Here is a 13601-nt window from a genome sequence, read left to right as displayed (position 1 = left end):
GGCTCACACTAACGCTCCTGGTTGTAGGTATTACTTGCGTCCGAACCCGCGTTACGTCCCCGCAGCACGCCCCGCCGCAGGTTGCTCAACCTGCCGCGGACGTCCTCGGGGGCGCGGGAGACCTGAGGGCCGTCCTGCAGGGTCTGCTCCGCCGTACCCTCGACCAGGTTGGCCTTGGGCACCCGCCGGGGAAGTCCGGACGGGGTGATCCCGCCCGCCTTCGGCTCCCGGAGCTTCTCGGCCCGCTCCCAGCGCTCGTCGTTCGTCGAGCGCCAGTCGTCGGAGCCGTTTCCGTCCTGCTGCGCGGGCGACTGCTGCTGCGGCAGCTCCTCCTGCTGCGGCTGTGGCTGCTGCGCGGCGACGGGCCGGTTGTTGCCACGGCCGGTGGGCTGCCAGTGCTGCTGACCGCCCCGACGCGGCAGACCGGCTTCGGTCAGCTCGTGGCCGGAGTTCGGGGTGGGTCCCGGACGGTCGAAGCCTACGCGCTCCTGCGGCTCGGCGGGGGTGCTCGGGACAGATTCCGCTTCGACCTGTGCCGACGGCTCGTACACACCCTGGTAGGTGTCTTGATTTGGCCACTCTTCCTGGTGGGACTGGGAAGCGAACTGCTCCTCGTACAACGGCTGCGCGGTCTCGCCGACCCCGTATGCCGCCTCCGCATAGCCACTCTGCGGGGCGTGGCCGGCTGGCTCGGCGAAGCCCTTGTCACCGCGGTGGGCGTCGTAGCCGCCCCCGTACGGCGCCTGCCCGTACGACTGCTGCCCCGGCTCCTGGGCGTACCCGGCCCCGGCATACGGACCGTCGACGGCCTGGTTCCCGGCGTACGGCTCCTGCGTGAACTGCGGGCGCTCGCCGGCCGTCTGGGCCTCCAGCGCCGCCCGGCGCTCCTCACGGACCAGCGAGCGGCCCACCGGGTCCAGCTGCGCGGCGTCCGCCGACCGCTGCTCGTAGCGCGAGTCGTCGAAGCCCAGCTCCGCCGCCGTGCGCATGAGGGGCTGGGGCGCCGGCTGTTCGAAGGTCTGCTGCTGCGGAATGATCGAGGAGACGGTGAAGTCGTCCTGCGCGGAAGCCGGTTCGCCACCGCCACCGTGGGTGATGGCGTCCGGCAGCATGACCAGCGAGGTGGTTCCGGCCTGCTCGCCCGAGGGGCGCAGCTGGACCCGGATGCCGTGCCGGTCGGAGAGGCGGCCGACCACGAACAGACCCATCCGCTGCGAGACCGCGGCGTCCACGGTCGGCGGGTTGGCCAGCCTGTGGTTGATGTCGGCGAAGTCCTCGGCGGTGAGACCGATGCCCTTGTCGTGGATCTCGATCATCACGCGGCTGTCGGGCAGCCGGGTCGCCGTGACCCGCACCTTGGTCTGCGGCGACGAGAAGGTGGTGGCGTTCTCCAGCAACTCGGCCAGCAGATGCACGAGGTCGGTGACGGACTGGCCGTGGATCTCGGTCTCCGGCACCCCGGAGAGCTCGATGCGCTCGTACGACTCCACCTCGGAGGCGGCGGCACGGAGCACGTCGACCAGCGGGACCGGCTGGTTCCAGCGGCGGCCCGGCTCCTCGCCCGCGAGGACGAGGAGGTTCTCGCCGTTACGGCGCATACGAGTGGCCAGGTGGTCGAGCTTGAAGAGGCTGTCCAGCTGGTCCGGGTCGGCCTCGTTGTTCTCCAGGTCGGTGATGAGGGTCAGCTGACCCTCGATCAGCGACTGGTTGCGGCGCGACAGGTTGGTGAAGATCGCGTTGACGTTGCCCCGCAGCATGGCCTGCTCGGCCGCCAGCCGGACCGCCTCGCGGTGCACCTGGTCGAAGGCGCGGGCGACCTCGCCGATCTCGTCCCGGCTGGTGATCGGGAGTGGCTGGACTCGGGTGTCGACCCGTCCCGGATCGGTCCGGGACAGCTGGTCGACCAGCATCGGCAGGCGCTGCTCGGCTATCTGGAAGGCGGCGGTGCGCAGCCGGCGCATCGAGCGGCTCATCTGCCGGGCCATCAGCCCGGCCAGGACGAAGGCGGCCAGCAGCGCGACGACCACGACGGCGGCGTTGACGATGGCGTCCTTCTTGGCACCGGACGAGATGTTCGCGGCGTCGGTCACCGCCTTGTCGACCAGCTCGTTCTCGACCGTGGTGTAGCCGTCGAACTTGGCGGTGGCGGCCGCCATCCAGGTCTCGGGGGTGATGCCCTTGGCGGCCAGCTTCTCGGGGGACTGGCCCTGCCCGATCTGCTGGGCCATGCCGTCGAAGACCGAGCCGTCGACACTGGGCGGCTCGACGAACGGGACGCCCGCCGCGTCGGCCTGCTCCTTGGCCTTCTTCAGCTTCTTCGACCCCTCGGCCGCCTTGGCGGTCAGGACCTCCTTCAGCCGGGCCGCGTCGGCGTCCGTGCCACCGGAGGTGAACTCGCGGAGGGCGATCTGCTCCAGGTAGTTGTACGAGCCGAAGGCCTTGACCTGGGCGTCGAACTTGGCGCTCTGTCGGCTCGGACGCACCAGCAGGTGCATGCCGATGGAGCGCTGAAGCGATTCTGCAGCTTTGGCGAGCTCGATCGCGTAGACCGTACGGCCGTAACTGGTGATGTTGCCGGTGCCCAGACCGAGCTCGTTGCAGAACTCCATCAGGGAGTGCTGCACCTGGACGTAGCCCTCTTCCGTCTTCACCGGGTCCATGGCCTCGGCGAATGCGGCCTTGCGCAGCTCGGGGAGTTTGGGCTCCTCCAGCCGGAACAGCCGGAGCCGCCGCTCCAGACCCTGCTTCTCGGGCAGGTCCTTCACGGCCGTGTCGAACTTCTCCGCGGCGGCGTCGGTGGTGGCCCGGACCTGGTCGACCACGGCGGCGTCGCGCTTGTTCGAGAGGATGGGCTGAGCGGAGAGGTCGCGCTCGTCGAGGAGGGCCTGTCCGTACTCGGAGGCCGCGCGCACGATCAGCGCGGTCTTCTCGGCGTCCTGCGCCTCTCCCCAGGTGTCGATCGACCCCTTCACCTGGAAGCCGCCCATGACCAGGCCGACCAGCACGGGGATCAGGAGGATCGCGTTCAGACGAGTGGGTACGCGCCAGTTGCGCGGGGCCAGCCGGCTGGCGCTGCCGACGGACACCACCTCGCCGGGCGCATCGGCAGGCGACCCCGCGGCGCGCGGCGGCGGGGTGAAGTTGCCCCGCTCCGGCCGCGCCGCGGAGCCCTCGTTGTTTCGCCTCACTCGACCAACAACCTCTCGGCGTCGGCACCTACGTTGTGCCGTGTTTCGTTCAGGGCCGTACTACTCGGGAGTTCGTCGAATTCCAGCACGGGGACCGGCCGCGTTCCAAACAGTCGGAACCAGCCATTCCGAGTGGTCCAAGCCTCAGATAAAACGGGCATAAAGAGCGAGCCCCGTCAAAAGGCGGGGCTCATGTGAGCGCAGTGGCACCGATCGAACGCATCGGGTGTTGAACGCGGGACAATTCTCTGTCGAAACGTTATGAACACGGGGGCGGATCGTGTCAAAGGACACAGTCCACCCCCGTTTGAATACGGTAACTGCCGTATGTCAATACAGACTTGTCGCTACTTCAGCCGCGCCATCAGCGCGTGCTCCACGAGCGTGATGAGGCCGCTCTTGGCGTCCGCCCGGTGCCGCGCGTCCGTAGTGATGATCGGGGTGTCGGGTCCGATCTGGAGGGCTTCGCGGACTTCGTCGGGGGTGTAGGGCTGGTGTCCGTCGAAGCCGTTGAGGGCGATGACGAAGGGGAGTCCGCTGTTCTCGAAGTAGTCGACCGCGGGGAAGCAGTCGGCGAGGCGGCGGGTGTCGACGAGGACGACGGCGCCGATGGCGCCGCGGACCAGGTCGTCCCACATGAACCAGAAGCGGTCCTGTCCGGGCGTACCGAAGAGGTACAGGATCAGGTCCTGGTCCAGGGTGATGCGGCCGAAGTCCATCGCCACCGTCGTGGTGGTCTTGCCGCCGGTGTGCGTCAGGTCGTCGATGCCCGCGGACGCGGACGTCATCACGGCTTCCGTACGCAACGGGTTGATCTCCGAAACGGCACCGACGAACGTGGTCTTACCCACGCCGAAGCCCCCTGCCACCACGATCTTCGCCGAGGTGGTGGCCCGGGCCGCACCGCCGCTAGAGCTTGCGAAGTCCACTGAGCACCCTTTCGAGCAGTGTCACATCCGGCGCGCCGCCGGCCTCTCCATTGCCCGGCTGGTGAATGGCCACCATGCCGGCTTCCGCCAGGTCCGCGACAAGAATCCGGGCCACACCGAGCGGCATCGACAGCAGCGCCGAGACCTCGGCCACCGACTTGACCTCACGGCAGAGGTGGCAGATCCGCTGGTGCTCGGGGAGCAGCGTCGCCAGATGCGCGGGGTCGGCCGTGGTGGAGACCAGCGCCTCTATGGCGAGCTGGTAGCGGGGCCGGGTCCGGCCGCCGGTCATGGCATACGGGCGGACCAGCGGCTGGTCGCCTTCACCGTCGTACGACGCGTGGTGCAGTGCGCCGTACGGATCGGGTGAGGCGGGTGGCGGGGTCATGGAATCCTCCGGGCGTGACGGCAGGTTGTCTGCTTGCCGTCGGAAGGAGCCGGTGGGGGCTCTGAACGGCCTGTCGGGTGAGGGATGAGGGCGTTGCCTGGGTCAATCGGGTCTGTCATCGATCCATGGCCGCCTAATGGAGCAGGCTGCCTTGGAGCTCGGCACGGAGGTCCGGGGTGAGGACGGTGCCCGCGCGGTCGACCAGGAGGGCCATTTCGTACCCGACCAGACCGATGTCGGCGTCCGGGTGGGCGAGTACGGCCAGCGACGATCCGTCGGAGATGGACATCAGGAAGAGGAACCCGCGTTCCATCTCCACAACCGTCTGGCTGACGGCGCCGCCCTCGAAGATCCGCGAGGCGCCCGCGGTCAGCGAGGTCAGGCCGGAGGCGACAGCCGCCAGCTGGTCGGCGCGGTCGCGCGGAAATCCTTCGGACATGGCCAGCAGGAGTCCGTCGGCGGAGACCACCACCGTGTGCGACACCCCGGGGGTGTTGTCCACGAAGTTGGTGATCAACCAGTTCAGATTCTGCGCGGCCTGACTCATCGGGCTCAACTAACGCTCCTGCTGGTGAGTGGGGCCGAGTGGAAAACTGCCGGTCGACTGGCCATTGGCCTGCCGCCCCTGCTGGATGCCCCGGCGGAGATTGGTCAACCGCCCGCGCACATCGTCGGGCGCACGCGACACCTGAGGACCGGACTGGTGGTTCTGCTGCTGCGCGGTGCCCGGCACCAGATTGGCGCGCGGTACCCGGCGAGGCAGTCCGGAGGTGGTGACTCCGCCTGCCGCGGGCTTCTTGACCCGCTCCGCCTGCCGTACGAGTTCGTCGTTCGGCGAGGGGCGCCAGGTGCTTGTGGTGCCGCCCGGGTCGCCTCCGCCGCGGCGCTGCCCGTCGGGAGCGGGACGCTCCTGGGCCGGCTGCTGCGGGAAGGCGGGCGACTGCGGCTCGGCCGCGGGCGGCTGCTGGCCACCCTGCTGCGGGCCGTGGAACCAGTTCGTCTCCAGGGTGTCGTACAGCGGCGTACGACCGTCCCCGGGGCCGGCCGCGGGCGGCAGCGCCTCGGGCTGCGGCTGCGGCGGCAGAACCGGACGGTACTGCGCGTCACCGTCGGGCGCGGCGGGCGGACGCGGGGCATCGAAGTCCCCGTTGTCCCGGCCGCGCTGTCGCGGAGCGGGCAGCGCCTGGTCCCGCGACGGGGCGGGCAGCGGCTGTCCGAAGTCGGGGCGGGCGAACTGCGCGGTGCTCGCCGGGTCCTGCGCCGGTCCGTCCTGCGGGAACTGGGTCTGCGGTGCCGGAGCCGAGAAGTCGGGACGGGCGAACTCGGCGGTGGAAGCGGGTCCCTGCCGGTCGTCCACGGGCGGCCGCGGAGTGAGCGGCGGGCTCATCGGCCGCTGGAACCGACCGGTGGTCTCGGGCTCCTCGTGACCGCGCGGGGCGTCCAGCGGGGTGTGCCGCGACGCGGACGGGTCCTGGGCACCCCAACTGGTGGTCTGCGGGCGCTGCGGTACGGGGTTGCCGCCGGGCAGCTCCGCACGCGGACCACCGACCGGGGGCAGCTGGCGGCCGGGCTCGGCCGGACCGCCGGGCTGCTGGAAGCCGCCCTGACCGGGCTGGTTCTGCCGGTCCTGCTGCGGCTGCCACGGGGCGGGGCCGTTGGACCGGCCCTGCTGGTCGTTGCGGTCCTGGCGGTTGCGTCCCGGGCTGAACAGGTCCGGCTGACCCGAGTCCGTACGTCCCGTTCCGTCGCCCTGGCCGCGAGCACCGAGCCTGGCACCGTTGCCGAACGCACCGGCGAGGCCGCCGCCCTGACGCTGCGGCTCCTGGCGCCCGAAGTCCTGCGCACCGGTGCCGGCCGGCCCGGAGGGCGGGAAGCCGGGGGTCTGCTGTCCGGGCTGACCCGGCTGTCCGGGCTGGTTCTGCGACTGGCGGGGACCGCCGTCACGCGAGGGCAGCGCGGCGCGCGGACCCGATCCCGCACCGACCTGACCACGCGAAGGGCCCGACCCCGAGGCGAGCCGGCCGGCCGGGGCCGACGGGGCGCCGCCGAGGCCCGGACGGGCGCCGTTGCCCGGGGCGGTACCGCTGCCACCACCGAGCAGACCACCGGGGGCGGCGGACTGCTGACCCGGTGCCTGCTTGGCGGGCGGCTGCTTGCCGCCGTGCGCGACGTCGACCGGCAGCATGACCAGCGCGGTCGTACCGCCGGAGTCGGAGGGCCGCAGCTGGATCCGGATGCCGTGACGCAGGGACAGCCGGCCGACCACGAACAGACCCATGCGGCGGGAGACCGAGACGTCCACGGTGGGCGGTGAGGCGAGCCGCTCGTTGATCGCCGCGAGGTCCTCGGGGGAGAGGCCGATGCCGGTGTCGTGGATCTCGACGAGCACCCGCCCGTCGGGCAGGGCGTGACCGGTGACCCGGACCTTCGTCTGGGGCGAGGAGAACGACGTGGCGTTCTCCAGCAGCTCGGCGAGCAGGTGCACGAGGTCGTTGACGACACGGCCGGCGACCTCGGTGGCGGGCACCGCGGCCAGCTCGATGCGCTCGTACTGCTCCACCTCGGAGGCGGCGGCACGGAGCACGTCGACCAGCGGCACGGGGCGGGTCCACCGGCGGCCCGGCTCCTCGCCCGCGAGGACGAGGAGGTTCTCGCCGTTACGGCGCATACGGGTCGCGAGGTGGTCGAGCTTGAAGAGCGAGGACAGCTGGTCCGGATCGGCCTCGCGCGACTCCAGTTCGGAGATGAGCGAGAGCTGACGCTGGATGAGGCCCTGGCTGCGGCGCGAGAGGTTGGTGAACATCGCGTTGACGTTGCCCCGGAGGAGGGCCTGCTCGGCGGCGAGACGGACGGCCTCGCGGTGCACGTCGTCGAAGGCCGCGGCCACCTGGCCGATCTCGTCCCGGGAGTGCACACCGACGGACTCGACCGAGGTGTCGACGTCCTGCGGGTCGGCCTCGGAGAGCTGCTTGACGAGCTCCGGCAGCCGGTCCTGGGCGACGCGCGTAGCCGTGTCCTGCAGCCGTCGCAGCGAGCGGATCATCGACCTGGCGACGACGAAGGCACCGACCAGCGAGACGCCCAGCACCAGCAGGATGAGCGCACCGCTGATGATCGCTTCGCGCTTCGACTCGTCGCGGAGCTCGCGGGCCTTGCCCTCCATGTCGCTGAGGAGGGTCTCCTCGATGGTCTTCATCGCCTGGATCTTGGTGGAGCTCTGGTCGTACCAGTCCATGTACGAGCGCCGCGCCGTGCCCGTCATGCCCGAGGGGCTGTCCAGCACCTTCTTCGCGTAGGTGTTGGCGGCCTTGATCTCCGGGTTGCCGTCGTCCAGCGTGGCGGTCAGCTCTTCGGCGTTGTTGCCGGTGGCCGCGTAGACCGCGGCGAAGGAGCGGCGAGCCGTGTTCTCCTTGCGCAGCGCGGCGCGGCCGAACTGCTGGTCGTTGTCGTTGAGGTGCGGCTGCTTGTCGTTGCCGCCGGGCAGCGCCGCGGCGATGATCGCCCGCTGGACCGAGGCGTACTCCTTGGCGGAGGAGAAGGCCGCCAGGGCCCGGGTCCGCTTGATCATCTCCGAGTTGCTGGTCGCCTGCGCCATGTCCTGGGAGAGGCTCAGCAGCGAGGTGATCAGCTGGCTGTACTGGTCGACGGTCTGGAGGCTCGGGGTGCCGTGCGCGTACGCCGTCTTGCGGATCTCGCGGATCCCGGTCAGCTGGCTGGCGATCTGCTGAACGCTCGAATAGATGCCCTCAAGGGCCTCGTCGCCGGAGGGGTCGCCGATCGAGTTCGTCGCGTCCAGGAAGGCCGTCTTCGCCCGGTCGGTCTTCTTGCGGGGCTCGGTGACCTTGAAGTCGTCGGCCTTCACGCCGTTGGACAGCGGACCGGCCGAGCGGTCGCGCTCCTCCTGGAGCGCCTGGGCGAGCGTGGTCGCCTGCTTGGTCATCTTGGTCAGCAGCTGCATGTGGTCCAGCTGCTGCATGTCGTTCATCGAGTCGTTGATCCGCAGACCGCCCAGCGTGGTCGCGGCGACTACGGGAAGGGCGAGCAGGGAGACCAGGCGCGTGCTGATGCGCCAGTTGCGAAGAGCCACGCGCGAGCCCGTGCTGACGGTGCCCCGGGGCTTGAGCGACGAGATCGGATCGGTGCCGCTGCTCGCCGTGGCACCGGGGCGCCGGTCGCGGTCGCCGCTGTCACCGGCCGCGGCCGGTCCGGGGTTCTGGGCGTGCGGGGCCGAGGAGCCGCGGTCGGTCCCGCCGTGCGGCTCCTGCTCCGCCGCAGCGCTGCCATCCCTCTTGAAACGTCCCTGCACTAGCGTCGCAACCTCTGGACCAGGCGTCCCTCCGTGCGAGACGGGTGGGACGGTGTCGGCGTCGTGGGGCGTCGTAGCCGCCCCATGGTGGTCGTGAGTGACCGGCGCTCTTCCCCTTCCCGCCGTCACTCGGCGCTGCGTTGCGCCCCCTGCGCGCCGGCCTGAAAGCCCGGCGGCGGTGCGTGGAATTCCAGCACAGTGCCGGATCTCCAACAAGGGCCCCGTGCCGGGCCGTGACCTGGGTGACACGTTGTGATGACTGAGTAACAAGCCGTGGATCGCGTTCGCGGGCAAATTGGATCAATCGGTGTCAATCAGCGAAGGGTGAAGGGTGTCCCAGTCGACATGATCAGGAGCGGAATGGCTGATTCAGTGACGCAATGTCCGTTTCTTGCGAGGGGATCGGGCGCCCGGAATGGGGTAATTGTCGATGCATTCGTGAGCAAACTCACATGATGATCGCCGTCTCATCCGGGCTTCCGAAGGGAATCGGATGTTTAGCCTGGCGCTTTACAGGGATGGCAAATCCGACAACCGGCGCCCCTCCGGGCGGCGCCCGAAACCGACAGGGTCCGAACGGCAGATGAAGACGACGATGATGTTCCGCAACATTGCCAACCCCCGGCGCACCACGCTGGCGCACCTCAAGGACGCCGACGAGTTGCTGACGCCGGATGCTCCGGAGCACGCGGTCGACCTGCCCACCCAGACGGCCAACCCCCGGCGCACCATCCTCATGGAAGCCCCGGTCTCCGCCGCAGCCGCGGAGTGAGGAGTGCGGGCGGCGTCCCGCCCGCCCGTGTTCGGCGCCTCGCTCCGGGGGCTGTCCCGTCCGTCGCCCGCCCCGCGTCCCCGCCGCGTCGTCCGACCCGTGTCCCCCGCAGCATCGCCCTCGGAGCCCCCGGCGGCTCCCTCCCGGCCCTGCGAGCTCCGTCCGGGCAGGGCGGACGCACGTCCTCGAAGGTTGGCGGGCACCTTTCGGGCACCTCGCGGGCGCACGCACCGGACGGCGTTCCTTTCGGGCAAATCCCGCAGAGCGAGGCGTTAGCCTGGAGCGTCAGTCTTCAGCCAGCCAGCAAGTGAGGGGCGACAGCAACCCGTGCGCATCGCCAGGTTCTCCATCGACGGCAATGTCGCCTTCGGCGCTGTCGAGGGCGACGGGCCCGATGGTCTCGTCCTCGACATCATCAAGGGCATTCCGTACGCCGAGTTCGAGCTCTCCGGCACCAAGGTCCCGCTGAGCAAGGTCCGCCTCCTGCCGCCCGTGCTTCCCAACAAGGTGGTGGCCATCGGCCGCAACTACGCGGAGCACGCCGCGGAACTCGGCAACGAGGTACCGGACGTCCCCGTCGCCTTCTTCAAGCCCACCACCTCGGTGATCGGCTCCGGCGACGCCATCGAGTACCCCTCCTTCTCCAACGAGCTCCACTACGAGGCCGAACTGGCCGTGGTCATCGGCCGGATGTGCCGTGAAGTGCCGCGTGAGCGCGTGAAGGACGTCATCTTCGGCTACACCTGCGCCAATGACGTCACCGCCCGTGATGCCCAGAAGCGCGAGAAGCAGTGGGCCAGGGCCAAGGGCTTCGACACGTCGTGCCCGCTCGGCCCCTGGGTGGAGACCGACCTCGACCCCGGCGACCTGACCATTCAGGCCACGGTCAACGGCGAGCAACGCCAACTGGGCCGTACGAGCGACATGATCCGCTCGATCGAGGATCTGGTCGTCCACATCACGGAAGCCATGACGTTGCTCCCGGGCGATGTGATCCTCACCGGCACTCCCGCAGGGGTCGGACCCCTCCATGTCGGCGACGAGGTCGCCGTCACCATCGAAGGCATCGGCACTCTCACCAACAAGGTGATCAAGCGTGGTTAACGCACCAGTCCGCGTACGTTTCTGTCCCTCACCGACCGGCAACCCCCATGTGGGCCTGGTCCGCACCGCCCTCTTCAACTGGGCCTTCGCCCGGCACCACGGCGGCACCCTGGTCTTCCGCATCGAGGACACCGACGCGGCCCGCGACTCCGAGGACTCCTACAACCAGCTCCTGGAGTCGATGCGCTGGCTCGGCTTCGACTGGGACGAGGGCCCCGAGGTCGGCGGCCCGCACGCCCCGTACCGCCAGTCGCAGCGCATGGACATCTACAAGGATGTCGCCGAGAAGCTTCTGACGGGCGGGTACGCCTACCACTGCTACTGCACCACCGAGGAGCTCGACACCCGCCGCGACGCCGCCCGCGCCGCCGGCAAGCCGTCCGGCTACGACGGCCACTGCCGCGAGCTGAGCGCCGAGCAGATCGCCGCGTACGAGGCCGAGGGCCGCACCTCCATCGTCCGTTTCCGGATGCCCGACGAGGCGCTCACCTTCACCGACCTGGTCCGCGGCGAGCTGACCTTCCAGCCGGAGAACGTGCCGGACTACGGCATCGTCCGCGCCAACGGCGCCCCGCTCTACACGTTGGTCAACCCGGTCGACGACGCGCTGATGGGGATCACCCACGTCCTGCGCGGCGAGGACCTGCTCTCCTCCACCCCGCGTCAGCTCGCCCTCTACAAGGCGCTCATCGAGCTGGGCATCGCCAAGGGCACCCCTGCCTTCGGTCACCTCCCGTACGTCATGGGCGAGGGCAACAAGAAGCTCTCCAAGCGCGACCCGCAGGCCTCGCTCAACCTCTACCGCGAGCGCGGCTTCCTGCCCGAGGGCCTGCTCAACTACCTCTCCCTGCTCGGCTGGTCCATCGCCGAGGACCGCGACATCTTCTCCGTCGAGGAGATGGTGGCCGCGTTCGACATCAAGGACGTCAACGCCAACCCGGCGCGCTTCGATCTGAAGAAGTGCGAGCACATCAACGCCGAGCACATCCGCAAGCTGGATGTGAAGACGTTCACCGAGGCGTGCGGCCCCTGGCTGAAGGCCCCGTTCGCACCGTGGGCCCCGGAGTCCTTCGACGCGGACCGGTTCGCGGCGATCGCCCCGTACGCCCAGACGCGCGTCACGGTCCTCTCGGACATCACCGCCAACGTCGACTTCCTCTTCCTCGACGAGCCGGCGACGGACGAGGCTTCCTGGGCCAAGGCGATGAAGGAGGGTTCCGACGCCCTGCTCATCACGGCCCGCGCCAATCTGGCCGCCGCCGAGTGGAACGCGGACGCCCTGAAGAACGCCATCCTCACCGCCGGCGAGGAGCACGGCCTGAAGCTCGGCAAGGCCCAGGCCCCGGTCCGCGTCGCGGTCACCGGCCGCACGATCGGCCTGCCGCTCTTCGAGTCCCTGGAGATCCTGGGCCGCGAGAAGACGATCGCCCGCATCGACGCCGCGCTGGCCAGGCTGGCCGCCGCGTAGTCGTCACCGCCGTACCCGAAGGGGCGGCCCCGGTTCAACCCCGTGGCCGCCCTTTCGCGTACCTGCGGGATGAACGCCTGCTGTTCCTCCGGAACGAGCGGCGCGGTGCCGCCGCCCGTCCGCCGACGGTGCAGGCCGTCGGATCGTTCGAACTCATAGGCTGAGGAGAGGGACGACAGGCGCGGGAGAGACCGCCTGATCACCTGAAACGCAGTCGTCCCAGCAGAACTCGTCCACGACCACCGCACAGTGGTGGACGCCGGGCCCACACGACCGTCGTGGGCGCATGACTGACGCAACCGCGCATCCGGGGGGAACGAATGACACGGCTGAGACTGTCCCTGTGCGTCGGAGGGCTGCTCCTCGCGCTGGTCGCCGGCGGGCTGACCTGGGCCGTCTGGCCCCGGGACACCGACGGCGATGACCTCGCAGACCGGTGCCAGGGCTCCCTCGCGGTCGAGGAGGCAAGGGAGTTCTTCTACGGCGCCCGACTCAAGGCGCGCGGTTACACGAGCGACCGGGACGGTCACGACACCCAGTGGTGCTCGGTCTCGGCCGAGCACGACGACGGCGGCCCGGTGCTCAGGCTCCGGGTATCGCCGCGGGCCGCCTACCGGGCGAGCGGCCCCGCCGCGGAAGCCTCGGCAACGCCGATCGGGTACGGCTGGACCGGGTCCTTCGCCAGCGGGTACTCACCAGGAGCCGCTGTCCTGGTCGACTGCAGGACGAAGGCGGGCGCCGGCCTGCTCGTCACGGCCGAGACGAGCACGAAGTCGGAGGATCTCACCGCCCGGCAGGTACTCCAAGTGGCACGTGTCGCGACCGAGTCGGCGCGTCATGCGGCCGGCCACGCCAAGTGCGAGGGAGCACTCGGTGAACGCCCGGGAACCGTCGACCGTACGGCGTGGCGGACGAAGCCCGTCGACCGGTCGACGGGCACGTGCCGCGACGTGATGACCGGGCGTGAAGCCGCCCGGCTGCACGTGACCGACGTCAGCGAGAAGCCTGCGGGACGGGCGCTGACGGAAGAATGCGAAATGAGCCGGGGCAAGGCGCACCTGTTCCACATGACCGCCTACTACGGGCCGTCGGCGGAGGAGGAGATGTACCTCGACGGCAAGTACCCGGGAACGGTGAAGGGTGCGTACACCCGGACCGTCGCATGCGGGGGCGCCATCGGGACCGCCTACTTCAAGCTTGAGCGCGCCAAGGGCAAGGCGGCGGACGGCGCCACCGGAACGCAAGGAACGATCGACTCCACGGCGCTGAACCGGATTCTGACGTCGTACGCCACCGCCTCCGGCAAACGGCACGGCTGCCCCATCCCCTGACAGCCCCCGCCGGGCCTGGATTCCCCCGGTAGCCGCTCCTTCGGGCGTCCGGGCCAGGAGGCGGGTTTCAGCCGCGGCGAGGTATGTGATCCAGACGAATTCCAGCGTTCGCTTC

9 protein-coding genes are annotated in these 13601 nt (G+C 70.0%); 4 read left to right on the top strand and 5 right to left on the bottom strand.

Features of this window, described 5'->3' with window-relative positions:
* Window positions 1-8 precede the first annotated feature (8 nt).
* The 5 genes from ACIOHC_RS27990 to ACIOHC_RS27970 form a co-directional block, all read right to left on the bottom strand.
* The gene (locus ACIOHC_RS27990; RefSeq protein ID WP_401844401.1) at window positions 9-3188 is read right to left on the bottom strand and encodes a nitrate- and nitrite sensing domain-containing protein; all 3180 of its coding nucleotides are present in this window, start codon (window positions 3186-3188) and stop codon (window positions 9-11) included.
* A gap of 347 nt (window positions 3189-3535) precedes the next feature.
* A complete protein-coding gene (locus ACIOHC_RS27985) occupies window positions 3536-4117 on the bottom strand; it encodes an ATP/GTP-binding protein (RefSeq protein ID WP_072487286.1) in 582 nt (193 codons plus the stop codon).
* Window positions 4098-4505 (bottom strand): DUF742 domain-containing protein, encoded by a 408-nt coding sequence (locus ACIOHC_RS27980; RefSeq protein ID WP_037689955.1) that lies wholly within the window; start codon window positions 4503-4505, stop codon window positions 4098-4100. Before ACIOHC_RS27980 ends, ACIOHC_RS27985 begins: the two co-directional genes overlap by 20 nt.
* A gap of 133 nt (window positions 4506-4638) precedes the next feature.
* Window positions 4639-5061 carry a roadblock/LC7 domain-containing protein gene (locus ACIOHC_RS27975; protein ID WP_003966009.1) on the bottom strand — a complete coding sequence of 141 codons (423 nt, stop codon included), beginning with the start codon at window positions 5059-5061 and terminating at the stop codon, window positions 4639-4641.
* Window positions 5062-8811, bottom strand: a complete 3750-nt coding sequence (locus tag ACIOHC_RS27970) for a nitrate- and nitrite sensing domain-containing protein (RefSeq protein WP_351074075.1) — start codon at window positions 8809-8811, stop codon at window positions 5062-5064.
* Between the two features lie 583 nt (window positions 8812-9394).
* Between ACIOHC_RS27970 and ACIOHC_RS27965 the strand changes: the two genes are divergently transcribed.
* The 4 genes from ACIOHC_RS27965 (at window position 9395) to ACIOHC_RS27950 (ending at window position 13486) form a co-directional block, all read left to right on the top strand.
* Window positions 9395-9583, top strand: a complete 189-nt coding sequence (locus ACIOHC_RS27965; protein WP_351074076.1) for a hypothetical protein — start codon at window positions 9395-9397, stop codon at window positions 9581-9583.
* Between the two features lie 327 nt (window positions 9584-9910).
* Window positions 9911-10687, top strand: coding sequence for a fumarylacetoacetate hydrolase family protein (locus tag ACIOHC_RS27960; RefSeq protein ID WP_351074077.1), 777 nt, complete (start codon window positions 9911-9913; stop codon window positions 10685-10687).
* Entirely contained in the window at window positions 10680-12155 is a 1476-nt protein-coding gene (gene gltX, locus ACIOHC_RS27955; RefSeq protein WP_351074078.1) for a glutamate--tRNA ligase, read from the top strand. Before ACIOHC_RS27960 ends, gltX begins: the two co-directional genes overlap by 8 nt.
* 320 nt (window positions 12156-12475) lie before the next feature.
* Window positions 12476-13486 carry a hypothetical protein gene (locus tag ACIOHC_RS27950; RefSeq protein WP_365691428.1) on the top strand — a complete coding sequence of 337 codons (1011 nt, stop codon included), beginning with the start codon at window positions 12476-12478 and terminating at the stop codon, window positions 13484-13486.
* The last annotated feature ends 115 nt before the right edge of the window (window positions 13487-13601 follow it).

This window comes from Streptomyces sp. NPDC088252 (assembly GCF_044740965.1).
GTDB lineage: Bacteria > Actinomycetota > Actinomycetes > Streptomycetales > Streptomycetaceae > Streptomyces.
Note: the sequence above shows the minus strand (reverse complement) of the source record. Positions and strands in the feature narration are given on the sequence as shown.

What these genes read in the sequence shown, in the direction of transcription:
- ACIOHC_RS27980 (WP_037689955.1), bottom strand. Translation starts at nt 4,505, where the DNA reads ATGACCCCGCCACCCGCCTCACCCGATCCGTACGGCGCACTGCACCAC.
- ACIOHC_RS27965 (WP_351074076.1), top strand. Translation starts at nt 9,395, where the DNA reads ATGAAGACGACGATGATGTTCCGCAACATTGCCAACCCCCGGCGCACC.
- ACIOHC_RS27950 (WP_365691428.1), top strand. Translation starts at nt 12,476, where the DNA reads ATGACACGGCTGAGACTGTCCCTGTGCGTCGGAGGGCTGCTCCTCGCG.